Here is a 20,086-nt window from a genome sequence, read left to right on the forward strand (position 1 = left end):
GCCCGGCCGAGATCCGGCCGGGCCCCGAGGTGGAGCGGATCAGCGCTGGGCGAGGTAGGCCGCGCCGGTTCGCCGCAGCCGGTCGTGCACGCCGTCGGCGACGGAAAGGCCCTCGCGGCCCAGGTAGGCCTTCGCCAGCTTGGCGACCATCGTGTAGTTCGTGTCCACGACGTTGGCCACCGGCGCCAGCCCGGCCTGGCTGACCAGCTGGTAGGCGTCGAGGGTGTCCCAGCCGGTGAGCTGCGCCGCCCAGGTGACGAGGTCGTGCTGGCTCACCCGGTAGGCGTCCTCCAGCGGCCGGGTGGAGCCGGTCGACATGAGGTAGTCGTCGGTCTCCAGCCGGGGCCACGGGTTGCCGCCGCCCTTGATCAGGTCGACGACGACGACGGTGCGCATCGCCGCCTCGACCGCGGTGCCGCACACCTCGCCCTCGCCCTGCCGGCAGTGGCCGTCACCGATGGCCAGCTGCCCGCCGGCGACGTTCACCCCGAAGTACGCCGTCGTCCCTGCGCGCAGTTCCGGGGTGTCCATGTTCCCGCCGTGCGCGCCGGGGGTGATGGTCGCGAACACCTCACCGCCGGCCGGGGCGACCCCGACCGTCCCGTGCATCGGGTCCAGCGGCAGCTCGACCTCGGGGCCGCCGCGGCGCGGACGGAAGAGGCAGGTGCCGCGCTCCCGGTCGATCTCGTAGACCCACACGACCTCCTCGAGGGGCTCGTGCAGCATCGCCGTGCTGTGCGTCGCGGTGAGCGCCCCGAAGTGCGGGAACGTCGCCGAGACGGCCCAGTCGCGGGCCGGCGCGATCTCCACGAAGTGCACCGCGAGGGTGTCGCCGGGCTCGGCGCCCTCGACGTGGATCGGTCCGGTGACCGGGTTGAGCTGCGAGAAGTCGCAGACGGCGCTGGGCAGGTCCTCGGCCTTCGTCACCCGGCCGCCGAAGCAGTCCTCGGTGGTGAGCTCCACGACCGTGCCCGGCTGCACTCGCACCAGCGGCTCGGGTGCCCCGCCGAAGGTGTACCGGTACTGGTCGGGGGTGGGGGTCAGCTGGACGACCTCGAGGCTCACAGGGCGTCCTCGGTCCGCAGCTCCGGCTTGCGGCCGGTGGCGATGAGGATGACCAGCAGCACGATCCCGATCGCGAACCAGACGAAGCCGAGCTCCTGGGCGGCGACCTGCGCGTTGTAGACGACGTAGGCCAGGATCGCGAAGCCGACGACCGGCACGACCAGGTGCAGCCACCAGTTCCGGCTGCGCTGGCGGCCGATGTAGTGGACGACCACCGAGGCGTGCAGCAGCAGGAACGCGGACAGCGCACCGAAGTTGACCAGCGTGGACAGCAGCGTGATGCCGTCGTCGCGGGTGCTCATGTAGATGCCGAGCACCAACGAGATGGCCGCGACCAGGAACGTGGCGTTGACCGGCACCCGCCGGGTCGGGTGGACCGTGGCCAGGAACGAGGGCAGCTGGCGGTCCCGGGCCATCGCGAACAGCAGCCGCGAGGTGGCGGCCTGGGCGACCAGCGAGTTGGCGAAACCCCACGCGATCGCGGTGGCGACGGCGGTGAGCGTGCCCAGCCACGCGCCGCCGGCGACCTCGGCGGCGTCGTAGAAGGCGGTGCCGGCCGCGTCACCCTCGGCGATCAGGGTGTCGGGGTTCGGCACGAGCAGGGCGGCGACCCAGGTCTGGACGACGAACAGCGTCCCGGCGAGCACCAGCGCGGCGATCATCGACTTGCCGATGGAGCGCGCGGAGTCCCGGTTCTCCTCGGCGAGGGTGGAGATGGCGTCGAAGCCCAGGAAGCTCAGCACCGCGACCGAGACGGCGCCGAAGACCAGCTCGAGGGAGAACGTGTCGCTGTTGTAGATGGGGGAGAAGTCCCAGCCGCGGCCCTCGCCGGAGGACAGGGCGATGACGCCCACGACGAGGAAGATCGCCAGCACGATCAGCTCGGCCACCAGCACGATCTTGTTCACCCGCGCGGTGAACTCGATGCCGAAGTAGTTGACCACCGTGTTCAGCACGACGAAGGCGGCGACCCAGATCCAGACGGGGATGCCGGGCAGGATCGAGTTCATCGCGAACCCGGAGATCAGGTACAGCAGGCCGGGGATCAGCAGGTAGTCCAGGAGGACCATCCAGCCGGCGATGAACCCCACCGGACGGGCGATGCCACGTCCGGCGTAGGTGTAGACCGAGCCGGCCATCGGGAAGGCCCGCGACATCTGCGAGTACGACGCGGCGGTGAACGCCATGGCCAGTCCGCCGACGACGTAGGCCAGCGCGACCATGCCGCCCGACGCCTGGAAGACGCCGCCGAAGATGCCGAACGGCGCGATCGGGACCATGAAGACCAGGCCGTAGACCAGCAGGTCGCCGAAGGTCAGCGAGCGCTTGAGCTCCTGCTTGTAGCCGAAGGACTCCACGCCCTGCTCGCTGGCGGCGGGCGTGACGCCGCCGAGCGCGGGGCCGGTGGTGGTGCGGGGTTCGCTCATGCGCGCTTTCCTCCGTGTCCTCCCGGTGCGGTGCCGGGGCGCCAGCAGGGTAGGACGCAATCCTTCCAGGTGGAAGTATCCGTCTCAGGTCGTGAGAAGGCCGGGGATCTCGCGCAGGGTGAGCCCGTCGGCGCGGGCCAGCCGTGCGAACGGGGCTCGGCGAGGGACCCGGGTCCGGCCGGGGGTGGACACGGCCACCCGGACGCCGTCGTAGAGCCCGCGCGCGTACGCGCACACCACCGGAGCCGAGGGCCCCGACCGGCGGGCGTGCCGCTCCTGCAGGTCCAGCTGGGTCTCGTCGGGCCCGTCGCCGGAGGAGGCGAACGAGGGCATGCAGGCGTACAGCTCGCCGGTGCCGTCGCCGCCCAACGCGTAGAGCCCGTTCTCCTCCAAGGCGCCGGACAACCGCACCACGCGGCGGTCCAGACCGGCCCGCGCGAACTCGCGGTTGAACGTGACCAGGTCGCGCCCGACCATGCTGAGCAGCACGCCGTCGGCGCGGGTGCGCCGGACGAGGTCCAGCAGAGGGCCCATGTCGGGAGGGCCGAACGGCACCAGCGCCTCGCCGACCACTTCGGCACCCGCGGCGGCCAGTGCGCGGTGCGCGGCCCGGTGCACCGCGCGCGGCCACACGTAGTCGGTGCCCAGCAGCACCCACCGCCGGGCGCGGCGGGAGCCGACCAGCCAGGTCAGGGCCGCCGCGTGCTGCTCCGCGGGCGAGACCCCGGTCCGGACGACGCCGGGCCGCAGCCGGCCGCCCTCGTGCGGCGGGGTGAAGACGTACCGGGCGCCGCGCGGCAGGGCCCGCTCCAGGGCGCGGTGCACGTCGCTGGTGTGGAAGCCGACGAGCACGTCGACGAGGCCCGCCTGGAACAGGGACGCCGCCTCGGCCGCCACGACCTCCGGCGACCGCCCGGAGTCGACCGGGACCAGCCGCACCTCGCGGCCGTCGACCCCGCCGGCGGCGTTCAGCTCGTCGGCCGCGAGCCCCGCGAGGTCCAGTGCGGACGGCGCGGTGAGCGCCAGCGGCCCCGTCAGGGGCACCGCCAGACCCACGGGGAGGACGTCGCTGCGCGGACCCGTGAGCAGCAGCTCGAACGGGTCCAGCGGACGCGTGGCACCGGGCACGCGGAGAAGTATGGTGCCCCCATGTTTCCGGGAGGTCGCGTCGACACCCAGCGCGTTGCCGGCGACCTGGTCGAGCTGCTGACCGTCACCCAGCGGCGGGTGGCCGGAGGTGTGGCCGCGGTGCTGGCCGAGGACGGCGGCACGCTCGACGGCTACCGGCTGCTGCGGGCCCTGGCCGACGCCGGCCGCACCATGGGCGAGCTCGGAGCGGTACTGCACCTGCCCGCGCCCACCTGCACCCGGCTCGTCGACGCCGCCGTCGACCAGGCGCTGGCCTACCGGCTGCCGCACCCCGACGACGGGCGCAAGGTTCTCGTCCACCTCTCCGAGCCCGGGCGTGACCGGCTCGGCCGGTGGGAGGCGCTGGTCGCGGCCCACGAGTCGGCGCTGGCGGCCTCTCTCGGCCCTGACCGCGTCGCCGCGCTGCGCACCGCCCTGACCGAGCTGGCCGCTCCGGAAGGCTGAACCAGCCGCCCCAGCGGGGGGATCGGGCGCGGGTTCGTGCGAGGGTTCCCCGGAGACCCGATGGAGGAGTTGGCATGACCTGGCCACGGCCGGTCCCGGTGATCGGTGACCAGACCCACGCCGCCGAGCGGGCCGCCGACCCGACGGGCTGGGCGTTCGACCCGGCCACCGTCGAGGCGCTGCACACGGTCGTCGGAGCGCGTCGCGACATCCGCCGCTACCGCCCGGACCCGGTGCCGGCCGAGCTGCTGCGCACGGTGCTGGAGGCCGGGCACCGCGCGCCGTCGGTGGGGCACTCGCAGCCGTGGCGCTTCGTCGTCGTCACCGAGCAGACCACCCGCGACCGCGCCGCGATGCTGGCCGACCGGGAGCGGCTCCGGCAGGCCGAGCTGCTGACCCCCGACCGGCGGGCCCGGCTGCTGGACCTGCAGCTGGAGGGCATTCGCGAGGCGCCGGTCGGCGTCGTCGTCGCCTGCGACCGCCGGGCGTCGGCCACCGGGGTGCTGGGGCGCGCGACCTTCCCCGACGCCGATCTGTGGAGCTGCGCCTGCGCCATCCAGAACATCTGGCTGGCCGCCCGCGCCTCCGGGCTGGGCATGGGCTGGGTGACCCTCTTCCAGCCCGCCGACCTCGCCGAGCTGCTGCACCTGCCCGACGGCGTGGAGACCCTGGGCTGGCTCTGCCTGGGCTGGCCCGACGAGCGCCCGCCGGAGCCCGGGCTGGTGCGCCACGGCTGGTCCAGCCGCGCTCCGCTGGACGACGTCGTCCTGTCCGAGCGGTGGCCGGCCGACGACACCCCTGCCGCACCGGTCTCCCACCTCGCCGGGCCGCAGCCCGATGCGGTCGTGGCCGCCCGGGACACCGGTGACGACCTGCTGGCCGTGCCGGGATCGCTGGGCGTGCTCGACCGCGCCGTCGACCGGGTGCTGGCCCTTCCGGGCGCGGTGCCGGAGACCGGGACGCTCGTCGTGGCCGCGGGGGACCACCCGGTCGCCGCCGCGCACGCGGTCTCGGCGTACCCGGCGTCGGTCACGGCCGACGTGCTGGCCGCGACCCGGACCGGGGAGTCGCTGGGCGCCGCCACCGCACGCCAGGCCGGGCTGCACGTGCGGGCGCACTCCGCCGTCTCGCCCGACCCCCAGGGCGACCTGCTCACCGCCGACGCGCTCACGCCCGCCGCCGCCACCGCGCTGCTGGAGGAGGGCCGCACCCTGGGGCGCGAGCTCGCCGGCGCCGGGCTGGTGTGCCTGGGCGAGGTCGGTATCGGCAACACGACCGTCGCCGCCGCGCTGGCCTGCGCGCTGCTCGACCTCGACCCCGACGACGCGGTCGGGCTGGGCGCGGGTGCCGACGCCGCCATGCTCGAGCGGAAGCGGGCCGTCGTCCGCGGAGCCCTGGACCGGGCCCGGGCGGAGCACGGCCCGGCGCTGGCCGAGCCGCTCACCGTGCTGGCCGCGCTCGGCGGGCCCGAGATCGCGGTGCTCGCCGGCGTCACGCTCGGCGCCGCCGCGGCGGGCGTGCCGGTCGTGCTGGACGGGCTGGTCACCTCCGTCGCCGCCGCGCTCGCGGTGCGCCTGGAACCCGCCGCGCAGACGGCGCTCGTCGCCGGGCAACGCAGCCGCGAGCGCGGGCACGCCGCGGTGCTCACCGACCTCGGCCTCGAGCCGCTGCTCGACCTCCGCCTCCGCGCGGGGGAGGGGGTGGGAGCCGCGCTCGCCGCCCAGCTCCTGCTCACGGCACTGCGGGCCCGGCGCACCGCCGGACGGGTGTCGTGATCGTCCGCCCCGCGCGCCGAACGCTGGTGCTGGGCGGCGCCCGCTCGGGCAAGTCGCGGTACGCCGAGCAGCTGCTGGCCCGGGCCCGTACGGTCGAGTACGTCGCCTGCGGTCTCCCCGCCGACGACGGCGACCCCGAGTGGGCCGACCGGGTCGCGCTGCACCGGGAGCGTCGTCCGGGCAGCTGGCGCACCGTCGAGACCGTGGACCTGGTCGGGGAGCTCGGGCGTCCCGGCCCACCGGTGCTCGTCGACTGCCTCTCGACGTGGCTGGCCCGGGTGATGGACGACTGCGGCGTGTGGACCGAAGCCGACGGCGCCGACGAGCGGCTGGCCCGCGCCGTCGACGACGTCGTCGACGCCTGGTCGCGGACCCGTCGCCGGGTGGTCGCAGTGAGCAACGAGGTCGGCTCGGGCGTCGTCCCGGCCACCGCGTCGGGCCGCCGCTACCGCGACGAGCTGGGCATCCTCAACACACGGATCGCCGGCGCCTCGCAGCGGGTCTGGCTGCTCACCGCCGGCCTGCCGCAGCGGCTGCGGTGACCGGCCTGTTCGCGGCGATCGGCATGTTCAGCGTGCTGCCGGTGCCGGCCTCCGCCCGCACGCCCGGCCCCGGGGTGCTCCGCTGGCTGCCGCTGGTCGGGGCACTCCTCGGCGCGCTGGCGTTCCTGCCGGCGCTCGCGGTCTGGCGGGGTGCGGACGACGGAGCGCCGCTGCTGGCCGCCGCGCTCGTCGTGGGCACCCTCGCTCTGCTGACCCGGGGGCTGCACCTGGACGGCACCGCCGACCTCGCCGACGGGCTGGGCAGCGGGCGGCCGGCCGAGCAGGCGCTGGCGATCATGCGGCGGCCCGACGTCGGGGCGTTCGGCGTCGCGGTCCTCGTCGGACTGCAACTGGTGCAGGTCACCGCGCTGGGCGCGGTGCTCGCCGAATCCTCCCTGGCAGGCGGGCTGCTCGCGGTCGTCCTGGCGACGACGGCCGCGCGCGTGGGTGTGCTGCACGCGGCCGCGCGCCCGGCCGCGGCCGGCTCCTCGCTGGGCGTGCTCGTCGCCGGTGGGGGAACGCCGGTAGTCCGGTGGACGGCGGCCGTCGTGCTCTTGGGCTTCGCGACCGGCCTCGCGCTGCTCGTCGGTGACCCGTCCGAGGCTGCGTGGGCGGCCGCCGCGGTGGCGGTCGCACTGGCCGCAGGAGCGGGGCTCGCCGCGCACGCGGCCCGGCGGCTGGGCGGCGTCAACGGCGACGTGTTCGGCGCCGTGGTCGAGGTGGGCACCGCGACGGCGCTCGTCGTCCTCGCCGCCGGCACCACCTGGACCTGAGCCGCGCGCGAACCGGGAGAGGCCAAGCGGCGCCCGGGAGCGTCGATCCCCGCTAGCCTCCCGCCCGTGGAGCCGTTCGCGACGGGGCGTTCCGCCGCCGTCACCCCCGAGCAGGTCGCCGCCGTGCGGTCTGCCGGGGACTTCGCACGCCTCGTCGCGCACATGCGCGAGGACCTCGGCCGCAGCGGCAAGACCGAGTGGGAGAACGCCACCCTGGACCGGTTCCTGGCCGCACTCGCCGCGGTCGCCGAGGATCGGGGGCCCCGGGGCCGGCTGTCCTGGTCGGAGCTGGCCGACCTGGTGGTGACGGCGACCGGCTACGAGTAGGCCGGTCCCTCAGCCGGTCGGGAACAGCGCCCGCAGGCCGAACCGTGTCGGTCGCTGGAACGGGCGCCACGCCCCCCGCGGCTGGGCCAGCCGGTCCGCGACGATCCAGAGCACCGCGGGGTCCAGGCCCATGCCGAGGTGACTGGCGTGCACCGCCACGTTCTCGCTGACCGGCCCCTCCTCCTGGAGGCAGGTGCGCCAGTCGACGACGCCGTCCCACCGCGAGTACACCGACGTGCTCGGAACCCTCAGCGCCGGCGCCGGGCGGACCCGCTCGACGGCCCGGAGCTTCCGGTACTCCTGGTACATCCCGACCCCGGCGGCGGCGTTCCTGCGGGGCGCGACCCCGGCGAACGGCGAGCCGAGCGACACCACCGAGCGCACCAGGTGCGGGCTGCGCTCGGCCAGGCGCCGTCCGTAGATCCCGCCGAGGCTCTGGCCCACGATGCTGACCGGCGTCCCGTGCTCGTCGGCGAGCCGCTCGACCAGCGCGCGCATCGCGTCGGTGACCTCCGGGCGGGGGCCGCGGTTGCGGCCGAGGTCCCAGCCCACGGTCGGGTACCCGAGGCGACCCAGCCACCGGCGCAGCGTGCGGGTCGACACGTCGGAGGCCAGCCAGCCGGGCAGGACCACGACCGGGTGCGGTTCGCCCCGCGGCGCGAACCGCAGCAGGGGGTAACCGGCGGCGAGCGCCCCGGCGCTGACGGCCGCGCGGGCGGGCTCGGTGAGGGCCAGCAGGTTGTCGACGCGCTCGGCCCGGGCGGGCTCGGACGGGATGCTCACCCGCACCCGATGCCCGGGACGGGCCGGGATCAGTCGCCCGGCGGCAGGATCCGCGGCACGAACACCTCGTCGACCGGTCGGGGCCCGACGTACTGGCGGCACGTGCACGGCACCCAGCTGTGCCCCGACCAGCGGCCGCGCTTGTCGTAGGTGTCCCGGCGCAGCTCGGCGTAACAGGTATTTGTCGCGGTGTCGTGCTGGCTGAGCGTGTGGCCGCACCCGCACAGCGGCGTCACCGGTGGGGGATGAGCAGGGTTCCGGCGTCGGCCCAGCCGCCCCGCTCCGAAGCCGAGGGCGAGCAGGGCTGCGCCCACCAGCAGGCTGACCGGATCCATCGCGCGCACCTCTTCCGACCGAGTCCTCCGACGGTAGCGCTCGCTGGGCGCCCTCCGCCGGAGGGACGGCGGCGGAGCGACTGCGGAGCGTGGCCGGAGATGCTCCAGTGGATCGACCGGTTTCGCCCGATCAGGGGGATTGGACGTGGGTCGGCGCGGGAAAAGAGGAGACGTGAGTACCTATGCCGTGGGGTTCGCCCGCCCGGACCGCTGGTCCGGCGGTCAGCAGAGTCAGCAGACCTACCCGTGGCACGCCGTCGAGGCCCACCGCCCGCCGGCCGAGCTGGACGGCGAGGTCGAGCTCGCCGTCTGCGGCGCCATCGTGCAGGTCTGGGGCACGCAGAAGTGGGAGCGGGTCGGCATCGGCCGCACCGGTTGCCCGGAGTGCGCCCGCATCACCACCGCCGGCCAGCGGCTGACCCGCGCGAGCTGACCTCCCCGTACGGGCCGGCCGGGCGGCCCAGCGCTCCTCGACCGGCTAGCGCTTCTCGGGCCTGCGGCCGCTGATCGCCGACAGCCCGGTGATCGCCCGCCCGACGATCAGCGCCTGCACCGAGTCGGTGCCCTCGAACGTGAAGACCGCCTCCATGTCGGCGAAGTGCCGCGCCACGTGGTGGTCGATGAGGATGCCGTCGCCACCGAGGATGTCCCGGGCGTCGGCGACGATCGCGCGCGCCTTGGCCGCGTGGTTCATCTTGGCCAGCGACGCCATGGCCGCCGTCATGCGACCCTCGTCGGCCAGCTTCGACAGCCGCCAGCACATCAGCTGCATCGAGGTGATCTCGGCGAGCATGCGCGCGAGCTTGTCCTGCACCAGCTGGAAACCGGCGATCGGCTGACCGAACTGCTCCCGCTGCATCGCGTGCGCCAGCGCCAGCTCGTAGGACGCCGTCGCCAGACCGAGCGCCCGCCAGGCCACCGTGTACCGGGTGCGGTCGAGCACCTGGGAGACGTCCTTGAACGAGTGGCAGTTGGCGAGCTTGTTCTCCGCCGGCACCCGGACGTCGGTCAGCGTGATCTCGGCCTGCCACACCGCGCGCAGCGCCGTCTTCCCGGTCATGACCGTGGCCTCATACCCGGGAGTGCCCTTCTCCACGATGTAGCCGCTGACCGCGCCGTCCTCACCGCGGGCCCAGATGATCACGAAGTCGGCGATGGAGCCATTGCCGATCCACTTCTTCTGCCCGTTGAGGACGTAGGCGTCGCCGTCGCGGCGGGCCGAGGTCTCCAGCCCGACGGCGTCGGAGCCGTGCTGCGGCTCGGTGAGGCCGAAGGCGCCGATCTTCTCCAGCCGCGCCATGGGCGGCAGGAACCGTTCGCGCTGCTCCTCATCGCCCAGCAGCGCGATCGACTGCATGGCCAGGAAGCTGTGCACCCCGTTGAAGGTGCCGATGCTGCCGTCGGCGCGGGCCAGTTCGGCGGCGACGAGCCCCGCGGCGACGTTGCTCATGCCGGGGCAGCCGTAGCCCTCGATCGTCCCGCCGACGATCCCGGTCTCCGCCAGCAGGGGCACCAGCAGATGAGGGAACTCGGCGCGCTCCCAGTACTCGTTGATCCGGGGCACGACCTCCTTCTCGCCGAAGGCGCGCACCCGGTCGCGGATCTCGATCTCCGCCGGCTCCAGCAGGTCCTCGATGGCGTAGAAATCAGGGCTCTCGGCGGTCACGCAGCCGAACGTACGGCGATCCGGGGCATGCTGCCCGTCGTGCGCATCGTCATCGCCCCGGACTCCTTCAAGGGCACGCTGTCCGCCGACGACGCGGCGGCGGCGATCGCCGCCGGGGCGCGCCGGGCGCTGCCGGACGCGGACCTGGTGCTGCGGCCGGTGGCCGACGGGGGAGAGGGCACCGTCGCCGCGGCGGTGCGCGCCGGTGCCGGGCTGCGGACCGCCCGGGTGACCGGCCCCGACGGCGAGGCGGTGGACGCGGCCTTCGCCGTGGACGGGACGACGGCGGTGGTGGAGCTCGCCGCCGCCGCCGGGCTCGACCTGCTCGACCGCCCGGCGCCGATGACGGCGACGACCCGGGGGGTGGGGGAGCTCGTCCTCGCCGCACTCGACGGCGGAGCGCGGCGGATCGTGCTGGGCCTGGGCGGCAGCGCGACGACCGACGGCGGCGCGGGGATGCTCCAGGCCCTCGGCGCGCGACTGCTGGACGCCGCCGGGAACGAGGTGGGACCCGGCGGCGCGGGCCTGGCGGGGATCGCGCGCATGGACCTGAGCCCGCTGGACCAGCGGCTGCGCGGAACGCGGATCGTCGTCGCCACCGACGTCGACAACCCGCTCACCGGGCCGTCCGGCGCGGCGGCGGTCTTCGGTCCGCAGAAGGGGGCGACCGCCGAGGAGGTGGCCCTGCTGGATGCCGCTCTCTCCCGCTATGCCTCGGTGCTGATGCACGCCGTCGGCGCCTGGGTCGAACGACGTCCGGGCGCGGGCGCCGCCGGGGGAACGGCGGCGGGCGCCATGGCGGTGCTGGGCGCGGAGGTGGTGTCGGGCGCGGCGATGGTGTGCGAGCTCGTCGGCCTGGACGCCGCCCTCGAGGGCGCCGACCTGGTCGTCACCGGAGAGGGGGCGTTCGACGAGCAGAGCCTGCGCGGCAAGGCGCCCGCGGAGGTGGCCGGCCGCGCCCGGGCCGCGGGCGTGCCCTGCGTCGTCCTTGCCGGGTCGGTGCGGGTGCCGGCGGAGCGGCTGGCGGCGGCGGGCGTCAGCGCCGCGCACGCGCTGACCGAGGTGGAGCCCGACCCGGACCGGTGTCGCGCCGGTGCCGCCCCGTTGCTGGCGGAGCTGGCCGCGCGGGCGGTCGCGGCTGCACTGCCCCCGGCCGTCGCGCGGTAGCTTGCCTCGTCCCGCCCGCCGTCCTGGAGTGCCCGTGCCGTTCTTCGTCCGCAGCTTCGGCCGCTTCGTGAGGCTGCGCCTGCGCGGCTGGCGGTTGCCGCTGGCCGTCGCCGTCCTGGTGTTCCTCAGCAGCTGGCTGTTGATGGCGCTGGTCGAGCCCGCCGGGAGTGCGATCACCGCGCCCGGCACGTACTGGTGGTACTTCCTGGTCACCGCCGCGACCGTCGGCTACGGCGACGTCTTCCCCGCCTCGGCGGGCGGCAGGGTCGTCGGCGCCTACGTGATCGTCGGCGGCATCGTGACCCTCACGCTCCTGTTCACCCAGCTGGCCGCCGCACTCCAGTCCGTGCGCGGTCGCCGCCTGAGAGGTGTGATCGCCCTGGACCTGTCCGACCACGTCGTCCTGCTGGGCTACTGGCCCGGTCGCACCGAGCGGATCCTCCAGGAGCTGACGGCCGAGGGGCGCACCCAGGTCGCGCTGTGCGCATGGGACGACGTCACCGAGAACCCGGTGCCCGACCTGGACGCGGTGCACTTCGTCCGTGGCGACCTGACCCGGGAGGACGTGATGGCCCGCGCCTGCGTCCCCCGCGCCCGGACCGTCGTCATCGACGGCCGCGACGACAACGAGACGCTGGCGATCGCGGTGGCGGTCGACCACGCCAATCCCGACGTGCACCTCGTCGCCGCGCTCCGGGACCTGGGTCGCCGGGAGAACCTGCGGTACGTCAACCCCGGCGTGCAGGCCGTCCAGTGGCACATGCCGTTCCTGCTGTCGGAGGAGGCGACCGACCCCGGCATCACCCAGGTCTACAACGATCTGATGAGCAGCGGCGGCCACGGCAACACCTACTCGCTGACCGTTCCGCCCGGCTTCCCGCACAGCACCTTCGGTGCGTGCCAGACGTGGTTCGGCCAGAGCTTCGGTGCCACCGTGCTCGCCCTCCGAGGCTCCGACGGGCTGCGGGTCAGCCCGCCGTGGGAGACCCCCGTGCCCGTAGGGACGACGCTCTACTACGTCGCCTCGGAGCGGATCCCGGCCCGGCAGTTCACCACCAGGAGCTGACCTCCGGCTGCTAGGAGGGGTGCCCTTCGACGTCGGCTTCCTCGCCCTGCGGCGCCTCGCGCGGCTCGCTCTGCGCCTCCAGGGACTCCTCGACCTCCGGCGTCTCCTGCTCGATGGCGATGTCGCGGGGCTGCGGCGTCTCGGTCATGTCCCCAGCCTGGCCCACGTCACGACGGCCCGCTCACCGGAGGAGGCCACGGACGTAGCCGATCTGCCCGAGGTGCTGGAGATCGTCGCCGATCACGCTCACCAGCCGCATGCCGACGGTGACCGGCGGGTCCCAGGCGTCGTCGAGGACGCGGTCGAGGTCGTCGTCGGTGAGCCCGCGCAGGTACTCGGCCGACTGGGCGTGGACCGCCCCGGCGTACCCGGTGAGCGAGTCGACGGCGGGGATGCGCACGGCGGAGACCTGGTCGCGGTCGAAGCCGTAGCCGGTCTCGCCCGGACCGAAGGGCAGACCGAACCGCTCGACCCAGCCCTGTGCGGTCCAGACCTGCTCGCGACCGGTGATCTCGGCGACGTGGTCGTCCTGCACCCGCAGCAGGTGCCAGGCGAGCCAGCTGATCGGGTTCGCCCCCGGCGCCACCCGCCGGTGCAGGTCCTCGATGCCGAGGCCGTCGAGGTTGCTCAGGAACATCTCGTGGATCTGGTCGTAGGCGTAGCCGTACACATCGGAGGTCCGCATGCCGCCGCCCTACCCGTGTCCGGCCGTCCAGCCGCGCGACCGATCAGAAGTCGAGGAACGAGCCCAGCGCCAGGGCCGCCCCGATCACCAGGATGACGAGCACGGCCACCGTGGTCAGGACCGGCACGAGCACCCAGCGGCGCTTGAACCGCCAGCGCCGGCGGGGCGGGGGAGCAGCGGAGCGGCTCGGCTGCACCGGCTCGGCTGTCGCCGGCTCGGCCTTGCGCTCGCGATGGCGGTCGGACAGGTACCGGATCTGGTCGCGGGCGTCCCGGGCCACGGAGCCCAGCAGCGTGCGGGAGGCCGACGCCAGCGCCAGCAGGTCGGCGGCGTCGATCCGCTCCATCGAGTTCCCCCCGATGCTCCCGGGCGCCGTCGCGGGTGGCGGCGACCATGCCGGGGCGGGGGCAGGAGCGCTCGCACGCCCCTCGGCCACCTCGCGGAGCTGCGAGCGCGCGGTGGCCGCGGTGCTGCGTCGTGCCGGGTCCTTGCTGAGCAGGCCCTGCAGCACCGGACCGAGGGGGCCGGCGCGCACGACCGGTGCCGGGTCCTCGGAGACGACGCTCAGCAGGGTGGCCATCGCCTCGCCACGGTCGAAGGGCGGCCGACCCTCCACCGCCGCGTAGAGGGTCGCCCCGAGCGACCACAGGTCGACCGCCGGCCGCGGCTCCTCGCCGTGGACCCGCTCCGGGGCCATGTAGGACGGCGAGCCGATGAGCGCGCCCTGGGTGGTGAGGCTGGAGTCCCCGGTCGTCGTCGCGATGCCGAAGTCGGTGAGGCAACCCGAACCGTCGGGACCCACCAGCACGTTGGCCGGCTTGACGTCGCGGTGCACGATGCCGATCGCGTGCGCGGCTTCCAGCGCGTCCAGCACGTCCAGCCCGATCCGGGCGACGGCGGCCGGCGCCAGGGGGCCGTGCTCCTCGACGATCTCCTGGAGGCTGCGGGCCTGCACGTGCTTCATCACCAGCCAGGGCTTGCCGCCCTCCTCGACGACGTCGTAGACGGTGGTGACATGGGGGTGCGCCAGCCGCCCGGCGGCACGGGCCTCGCGCATCGTGCGCTCCCGCAGGAGGGCGCGCTCCTCCTCGGTGACGTGCACCGAGAACGTCACCTCCTTGACGGCGACCTGCCGCTCGAGCACCAGGTCGGTGGCCAGCCAGACGGTGCCCATGCCGCCCTGCCCCAGCATCTCGCCGAGCGCGTAGCGCCCGCCCACGACACGGGTCCGGGGTCCAGGATCAGCGCTCACGGTTGCCTTCCTACCCGAATGCCGTGGTCCGGACGCCTGGTGCCCGCCGTCGACCGCCGCCGGCTCGAGTTCGTCCGCTGAGCCGGCGTTCCCGGCCGGGTTCCCCCGGCCGGGAACGGTCTCAGCGCAGCTCGCGGCGGAGGATCTTCCCGGTCACCGTCTTGGGCAGCTCGTCGATCAGCTCGACCATCCGCGGGTACTTGTAGGCGGCCATCCGCTCCTTGCAGTGCGCGACGAGTTCCTCGGGCGTGGTCGTGGCGCCGGGCTTCAGGCTCACGAACGCCTTCACCGTCTCCCCGCGCTTCTCGTCGGGCACCCCGACGACGGCCGACTCGCGGACCGCCGGGTGCTCGGCCAGGACGTCCTCGACCTCGCGCGGCCAGACCTTGTAGCCCGAGGCGTTGATCATGTCCTTCTTGCGGTCGACGATGAACACCCAGCCCTCGGGGTTCATGAAGCCGACGTCGCCGCTCTTCAGCGCTCCGCCCGGCAGGTTGGCCGCGGTCTCCTCCGGCTTGCCCCAGTAGCCAGCCACCACCTGCGGGCCGTCGGCGACGATCTCGCCGACCTCGCCGAGAGGCAGGTCGTTCCCGGCGTCGTCCTGGATGCGGACGATCGTGTTCGGTGCCGGCACGCCCACCGACAGCGCCCCCGAGGTGGGGTCGACCGGCGAGGGCGAGCCGAACGGCGTGACCGTCATGGGCGAGGTCGTCTCGGTCAGGCCGTAGGCGTTGTGCACCTGGATGCCGGTCGCCTCCAGGAACGCCTTCTCCGCGGTGGGGGAGATGGCCGCGCCGCCGGAGTAGATCGAGCGGAACGACGCGAAGTGGTCCTTCGTGAACCCCGGCGCGTTGAGCAGGGCGGTGAAGGCGGTGATCGCGCCGATGGTGAACGTCGGCCGGTGCTCGGCGAAGGCGTCGAGCACCACCTGGGGCTCGAACCGGTAGGCCAGCACCAGGGGAGCGGGCGCCAGCATGCTCACCGCGACGTGCCCGATGAGCCCGGTGATGTGGAACAGCGGGGCGACGCCGAAGATCGCCCCGCCGTCGGCTCCGGCGTGCACCCAGTCGCGGTAGACCTGGGCGGTGAAGACGACGTTCCGGTGGGTGTTCATGGCGCCCTTGGGCACGCCGGTCGTCCCGGAGGTGTAGGTCAGGAAGGCGACGTCGTCGGCGGCCAGCTCGGCCGGTGGCGGCACGGTGCCGCGGTGCTGGGCGATGAACTCCGAGAAGTCCGTCGTCCCCTCGTGCCGCTGCCGGGTCGTCCCGGCGAACAGTCGCTCGTCGGAGCGGGTCTGGAACTCCAGCTCGCTGGTGGTGAGCACCAGCGAGACGTCGGTCCCCGGGACGACGTCGCGGGCGACGGAGTCGTAGAGGGACTCCAGCGACACCAGCACCTTCGCGCCGGAGTCGGCGAGCAGGTAGGACAGCTCGCGGGTCCGGCTCATCGGGTTGATCGACACCATGACGCCGCCGGCCTTCCACGCGGCGACCATCGCGATGACGAACTGCGGCACGTTCTGCAGGTAGACCGCCAGCCGGTCCCCGGGCGCGAAGCCGGACGCCAGCAGGCCGGCGGCCAGGCCGTCGCTGAGCTCGTCGAGCTCGGCGCGGGTCACGACGCCGTCGAAGTAGCGCAGCGCCACCGCGCCGGGGTCGCGGGCGACCCCGGCGCGGAACATCTCCAGCGCGTTGCCGAACTCGATGTCGTAGTCGGCCGGCTGGTCCCCGTAGAGCGCCAGCCAGGGGCGCTCGTCGTAGGCGCTCATGACGTCACTTGATGACGACGGGGTTGACCGGCGTGCCGGCGGCCTTGGCGACCTTGAGCGGGGCGGCGACGTAGAGGAAGGCGTACTGGCCGTCCTCGGCGCAGTCGGCGGCCAGCTTCTCCAGGTCGGCGATCTCGGTGAGGGTGACGCCGAGGTTGCGCATCAGGGCGTTGTGCAGCACCAGGGCGGCGCCGTTGTTCGGGTCGAAGGTGACCTCGTTGGCGATCGTGTCGGTGACCAGGTTCGGGATCTCCATGTCCTGGAACCACTGCACCAGCTCGGGGCTGTAGACCAGGCCGGGCTCGTTGAAACCCTCGTAGAACGCCTCGCCCTGGTCGTGGAAGAGCTTGAGGAAGTTGGTCCGGATGATCAGGATGTCGCGCTTCTGGATCGGGGTGCCCTGGGCCTCGGCGCAGGCGACGAGGTCCTCGTGGGTGAAGGTCTCGCCCTTGTCGAGGGTCTCCTTGCCGCGGAAGCGCGCCATGTCCAGCAGCACCGCCCGGCCGACGACGCCGCGCTCGGCGATCGGCTCGGCGCTGGCCTTCTCCAGCCCGCCGACGGTGGTGCGCGCGTCGTAGCCGTTCCAGATCTTGCCGTCGTACCAGAGGTGACCCAGTGCGTCGTACTGCGTGGAGCCCTGGAGGTAGGCGTCGATCTTGTCGTCGGCGTAGTGCAGACCGCCGGGGAAGGCGGCACCCTTGCCGCCCTCGTCCCAGTCGCTCTCGTCGAGCACCTGGGTGCGCACCGCGGGGGTGCGGCCGGGCCACACCGGGTCGCCCTTCGGATCGCCGATCAGCCGCTGGAGGGTGAAGACCTTGCCGGAGCTGACGAGCCGCACCGCCGCGAGCACCTGCTCGGGGCCGAGGTAGTTCAGCGCGCCGACCTCGTCGTCCGGCCCCCACTTGCCCCAGTTGGTCGGCGAGTCCTTGAGCAGGTCGCCGATGTAGGGGGCGGCGGGGGCATCGGTCACGGGGTCCTCCAAGTGGACTGCGTGGATGAGGTGGATTGACATCACCACGACCCCGTGGTGGTGTCAATCACAGGCATCTGGAAGGTTCGTCGTCACACGCCGACGCCGTCCGACCCACCCTGGGGGAAGCCATGAGCAGCACCGTTCCCGGTAGCCCGGAGACCGTCTTCACCTACGGCGCACCGCAGCTGAAGTTCGGCAACGGGGCGTCGGACGAGATCGGCTACGACCTCAGCCGGTACGGGGTGAAGCGGGTCCTGGTGGTCACCGACCCGGGGGTCGCCGCCACCGGGCACCCCCAGCGGGTCGCCGACCAGATGGCGCAGTTCGGCATCGAGGCCCGGGTGTTCGACGGCGTCCACGTCGAGCCGACCGACGTCAGCCTGGTCGCCGCCATCGAGGAGGCGCGCTCGACCGGGCCGTGGGACGCGTTCGTGGCGGTCGGCGGCGGGTCGAGCATCGACACCGCCAAGGCGATCAACCTGCTGACCACCAACCCCGGTGAGCTCATGGACTACGTCAACGTGCCGGTGGGCAAGGGGCAGGCGCCGACCGAGCAGCTCAAGCCGCTGGTCGCGGTGCCGACGACGACGGGCACCGGCTCGGAGAGCACCACCATCTGCGTGATGGACGTGATCTCGGCCCGGGTGAAGACCGGCATCAGCCATGCCCGGCTGCGCCCGACGCTGGCGGTCATCGACCCGGACCTGACCTTCACCCAGCCGGCCGGCGTCACCGCCGCCTCGGGCATGGACATCCTCTGCCACGCGCTGGAGAGCTACACCGCCCGCTGGTACACGACCTACGACCACCGGACGCCGGAGCAGCGGGTGCCCTACTGCGGCTCCAACCCGATCTCGGACATGTGGTCGGAGAAGGCGCTCACGCTGCTGGCCGGCTCCTTCCGCACCGCAGTCCGCAACGGCGAGGACGCCCAGGCCCGCTCCGACATGGCGATCGCGGCGACGTTCGCCGGCATGGGCTTCGGCAACGCCGGAGTGCACATCCCGCACGCCAACGCCTATCCGATCGCCGGCCAGGTGAAGGACTTCCACCCCAAGGACTACCCGGCCGGCGAGGCGATGGTCCCGCACGGGATGTCGGTCTCGCTGACCGCTCCGGAGGCCTTCCGGTTCACCTTCGACGCGTCCCCGGAACGCCACGTCCGCGCCGCGGAGCTGCTGGCACCCGGAGCCGACCGCCCCGACGACCTCGCCGAGTTCCTCCCCACCGTGCTGGCGGACCTCATGCGCGACATCGACATGCCCAACGGCATCGGCGCGGTCGGCTTCGACGAGGGCGACATCCCCGATCTGGTCGACGGCACGATGAAGCAGCAGCGGCTGCTGGCGACCTCGCCCAAGGCGGTCACCGAGGACGATGCCGCCGGGATCTTCCGCCGCTCGGTCGAGCTGTGGTGACCGGGCTCAGCTGAACAGCGCGGCCAAGGCGGCGTCCGAGGCGGCGAGGGCGTCGCGGTCGAAGGTGCTGCTGCTCGCCACCAGTTCGGCGGCGCGGGTGCGCTCCAGCAGCTCGGCCAGCCGGCTCTCCACCTGGGCCGAGGTGCCGGCGATCGCCGCCGCAGCGGTCTGATCCAGGTGCTGCTGCTGTCGGGGAGTGCGCTGGGCGGCCCGCACGACGGCCACCGGCTCCAGCGCGGGGAAGGCGCCCTCGGTCCGGGAGCGGGCCATGGCCCACGCCTCGGGCAGCAGGAGGTCCGCGGCCTCGGCGGCGGTGTCGGCGACGAGCACGTCGAGGCTGATCGAGATCCGCGGCTCGGGCTGCTGGTCCGAGGGCCGGAAGTCGCGCCGGTAGCCCGCAAGGGCCGCCAGACCCGGCTCCGGATCGCCGCCCACGCCGAGGATCGGGCCGCCGACGATCACCGGCAGGCCGAGCCCGGCCGCCACCTGCAGCCCGCTGCCTGTGGCGAGCACGTGCAGCGGAACGGTGCCGGCCGGCTGCGGGTGCAGCGTGATGGCGGCCGAGCCGGACAGGTAGGCACGCAGTTCGGCGAGGTCGGCCGGGAAGTCCCGCTCGGTCGCCCGCAGCGCACGCCGCACCGGTGCCGTGAATCCGGGCGACCGGCCCAGCCCGAGGTCGACCCTGCCGGGCGCGAAGGCCGACAGCGTCGCGAACTGCTCGGCGACCACGAGCGGCTGGTGGTGCGGCAGCATCACCCCGGCCGAACCCAGCCGGATGGACGTCGTCCGGGTCGCGACGGCGGCCAGCAGGACGGCGGGGGCCGCGCCGGCGATCCCGGGCACGCTGTGGTGCTCGGCGACCCAGATGCGGGAGAACCCGAGCCGCTCCGCGGAGACGGCGCGGGCGACGGTGCCGGTGAGCGCCGCGTCGTCCGGCTCGCCGGCCCGGGTCCGCGAGCGGTCCAGCAGGGAGAGCCGCGCCGTCTCGATCACGGCAGTGCCAGCGTGTGCCGGGGCCGCGGTGTTCCGGCCGACGTTCCGGCCGACCTCAGCGGAGCGGGACGACCGACTTGGTCACCTGACCGCTGGCCACCAGCACGCCGTCGACGGTGGCCTCGGCCCGCATGAACGCCACGGCCCGGCCGCGGCGGAGCACCGTGGCGACGACGTCGACGGTGGCGCCGCTGCTGACCGGGCGGAGCAGGGAGGCGGCGACGTCGTGGGTCACCGCGTGCTCGTCCGGTCCCAGCGACGGCAGCAGGGCCAGGAACGAGGCGACGTCGAGCAGGGCGTAGACCACGCCACCGTGCAGCAGTCTCGCCGGGTTCTCCGACGACGTCCCCACTCGGAACCGGATGCCTGCCGCCGGATCATGCTCGTCGCGCAACTCGACGCCGAGGAATCGGTGCAGCGGAATGTCGAGGACGGACTGCACGCGGGCGTCGGTCAGGGGTTCAGCTGGCATCGGGCC

General features: G+C 73.9%; 22 protein-coding genes. 9 read left to right on the top strand and 13 right to left on the bottom strand.

Going from position 1 to position 20,086, the window contains the following annotated elements; all coding sequences use genetic code 11:
- Positions 1-39: 39 nt before the first annotated feature.
- The 3 genes from C5508_RS01675 to C5508_RS01685 form a co-directional block, all read right to left on the bottom strand.
- Entirely contained in the window at positions 40-1,065 is a 1,026-nt protein-coding gene (locus C5508_RS01675; RefSeq protein ID WP_104522964.1) for an acetamidase/formamidase family protein, read from the bottom strand.
- Positions 1,062-2,492, bottom strand: coding sequence for an APC family permease (locus tag C5508_RS01680; RefSeq protein WP_104522966.1), 1,431 nt, complete (start codon positions 2,490-2,492; stop codon positions 1,062-1,064). The genes C5508_RS01675 and C5508_RS01680 overlap by 4 nt, the downstream gene beginning before the upstream one ends.
- Positions 2,493-2,576: 84 nt before the next feature.
- Positions 2,577-3,620, bottom strand: coding sequence for an ABC transporter substrate-binding protein (locus C5508_RS01685; RefSeq protein WP_157943909.1), 1,044 nt, complete (start codon positions 3,618-3,620; stop codon positions 2,577-2,579).
- Between the two features lie 21 nt (positions 3,621-3,641).
- On the opposite strand from C5508_RS01685, the gene C5508_RS19360 reads away from it, so the two are divergent.
- From C5508_RS19360 to C5508_RS01705, 5 genes are all read left to right on the top strand, one after another.
- Positions 3,642-4,085 carry a MarR family winged helix-turn-helix transcriptional regulator gene (locus C5508_RS19360; protein WP_157943910.1) on the top strand — a complete coding sequence of 148 codons (444 nt, stop codon included), beginning with the start codon at positions 3,642-3,644 and terminating at the stop codon, positions 4,083-4,085.
- Between the two features lie 74 nt (positions 4,086-4,159).
- Positions 4,160-5,860, top strand: a complete 1,701-nt coding sequence (gene bluB, locus C5508_RS20445; protein ID WP_104522970.1) for a 5,6-dimethylbenzimidazole synthase — start codon at positions 4,160-4,162, stop codon at positions 5,858-5,860.
- Positions 5,857-6,402, top strand: a complete 546-nt coding sequence (locus tag C5508_RS01695) for a bifunctional adenosylcobinamide kinase/adenosylcobinamide-phosphate guanylyltransferase (protein WP_232796843.1) — start codon at positions 5,857-5,859, stop codon at positions 6,400-6,402. Before bluB ends, C5508_RS01695 begins: the two co-directional genes overlap by 4 nt.
- Positions 6,399-7,175: an adenosylcobinamide-GDP ribazoletransferase gene (locus tag C5508_RS01700; protein ID WP_198597781.1), complete on the top strand. Its 777-nt coding sequence runs from the start codon at positions 6,399-6,401 to the stop codon at positions 7,173-7,175. The genes C5508_RS01695 and C5508_RS01700 overlap by 4 nt, the downstream gene beginning before the upstream one ends.
- Before the next feature lie 66 nt (positions 7,176-7,241).
- On the top strand, positions 7,242-7,502 hold the full coding sequence (locus C5508_RS01705) for a DUF7660 family protein (RefSeq protein ID WP_104522972.1): 261 nt from the start codon (positions 7,242-7,244) through the stop codon (positions 7,500-7,502).
- Between the two features lie 9 nt (positions 7,503-7,511).
- Here C5508_RS01705 and C5508_RS01710 read toward each other — a convergent pair whose 3' ends face one another.
- Both C5508_RS01710 and C5508_RS01715 read right to left on the bottom strand, forming a co-directional pair.
- On the bottom strand, positions 7,512-8,285 hold the full coding sequence (locus C5508_RS01710) for an esterase/lipase family protein (RefSeq protein WP_198597782.1): 774 nt from the start codon (positions 8,283-8,285) through the stop codon (positions 7,512-7,514).
- A 29-nt stretch (positions 8,286-8,314) separates the two neighbouring features.
- On the bottom strand, positions 8,315-8,620 hold the full coding sequence (locus C5508_RS01715) for a hypothetical protein (protein WP_104523048.1): 306 nt from the start codon (positions 8,618-8,620) through the stop codon (positions 8,315-8,317).
- 172 nt (positions 8,621-8,792) lie between these two features.
- On the opposite strand from C5508_RS01715, the gene C5508_RS01720 reads away from it, so the two are divergent.
- Positions 8,793-9,053 (top strand): hypothetical protein, encoded by a 261-nt coding sequence (locus C5508_RS01720; RefSeq protein WP_104522974.1) that lies wholly within the window; start codon positions 8,793-8,795, stop codon positions 9,051-9,053.
- Positions 9,054-9,098: 45 nt separating this feature from the next.
- Here C5508_RS01720 and C5508_RS01725 read toward each other — a convergent pair whose 3' ends face one another.
- A complete protein-coding gene (locus C5508_RS01725; RefSeq protein WP_104522976.1) occupies positions 9,099-10,286 on the bottom strand; it encodes an acyl-CoA dehydrogenase family protein in 1,188 nt (395 codons plus the stop codon).
- A gap of 27 nt (positions 10,287-10,313) precedes the next feature.
- Here C5508_RS01725 and C5508_RS01730 point away from each other — a divergent pair, with 27 nt between their 5' ends.
- Together C5508_RS01730 and C5508_RS01735 are read left to right on the top strand one after the other, a co-directional pair.
- Positions 10,314-11,453 (top strand): glycerate kinase, encoded by a 1,140-nt coding sequence (locus C5508_RS01730; protein WP_198597783.1) that lies wholly within the window; start codon positions 10,314-10,316, stop codon positions 11,451-11,453.
- Positions 11,454-11,487: 34 nt separating this feature from the next.
- Positions 11,488-12,519, top strand: a complete 1,032-nt coding sequence (locus C5508_RS01735; protein ID WP_104522978.1) for an ion channel — start codon at positions 11,488-11,490, stop codon at positions 12,517-12,519.
- A gap of 10 nt (positions 12,520-12,529) precedes the next feature.
- Here C5508_RS01735 and C5508_RS19750 read toward each other — a convergent pair whose 3' ends face one another.
- The 5 genes from C5508_RS19750 to C5508_RS01755 form a co-directional block, all read right to left on the bottom strand.
- The gene (locus tag C5508_RS19750; protein ID WP_198597784.1) at positions 12,530-12,667 is read right to left on the bottom strand and encodes a hypothetical protein; all 138 of its coding nucleotides are present in this window, start codon (positions 12,665-12,667) and stop codon (positions 12,530-12,532) included.
- Between the two features lie 33 nt (positions 12,668-12,700).
- A complete protein-coding gene (locus C5508_RS01740) occupies positions 12,701-13,204 on the bottom strand; it encodes a mycothiol transferase (RefSeq protein WP_104522980.1) in 504 nt (167 codons plus the stop codon).
- 43 nt (positions 13,205-13,247) lie between these two features.
- On the bottom strand, positions 13,248-14,456 hold the full coding sequence (locus tag C5508_RS01745; protein ID WP_104522982.1) for a serine/threonine-protein kinase: 1,209 nt from the start codon (positions 14,454-14,456) through the stop codon (positions 13,248-13,250).
- 121 nt (positions 14,457-14,577) lie between these two features.
- Positions 14,578-16,224, bottom strand: a complete 1,647-nt coding sequence (locus tag C5508_RS01750) for an AMP-binding protein (protein WP_104522984.1) — start codon at positions 16,222-16,224, stop codon at positions 14,578-14,580.
- Between the two features lie 4 nt (positions 16,225-16,228).
- Complete coding sequence (locus C5508_RS01755) at positions 16,229-17,194, bottom strand: cyclase family protein (protein ID WP_232796844.1); 966 nt, start codon at positions 17,192-17,194, stop codon at positions 16,229-16,231.
- 131 nt (positions 17,195-17,325) lie between these two features.
- On the opposite strand from C5508_RS01755, the gene C5508_RS01760 reads away from it, so the two are divergent.
- The gene (locus tag C5508_RS01760; protein ID WP_104522988.1) at positions 17,326-18,615 is read left to right on the top strand and encodes a hydroxyacid-oxoacid transhydrogenase; all 1,290 of its coding nucleotides are present in this window, start codon (positions 17,326-17,328) and stop codon (positions 18,613-18,615) included.
- Positions 18,616-18,621: 6 nt separating this feature from the next.
- Here C5508_RS01760 and C5508_RS01765 read toward each other — a convergent pair whose 3' ends face one another.
- Both C5508_RS01765 and C5508_RS01770 read right to left on the bottom strand, forming a co-directional pair.
- On the bottom strand, positions 18,622-19,608 hold the full coding sequence (locus C5508_RS01765) for an MsnO8 family LLM class oxidoreductase (RefSeq protein WP_157943911.1): 987 nt from the start codon (positions 19,606-19,608) through the stop codon (positions 18,622-18,624).
- Positions 19,609-19,663: 55 nt separating this feature from the next.
- Positions 19,664-20,080, bottom strand: a complete 417-nt coding sequence (locus tag C5508_RS01770; protein WP_104522990.1) for a PaaI family thioesterase — start codon at positions 20,078-20,080, stop codon at positions 19,664-19,666.
- Positions 20,081-20,086 lie beyond the last annotated feature (6 nt).

Source organism: Blastococcus atacamensis, from assembly GCF_002938425.1.
Classification (GTDB): domain Bacteria; phylum Actinomycetota; class Actinomycetes; order Mycobacteriales; family Geodermatophilaceae; genus Blastococcus; species Blastococcus atacamensis.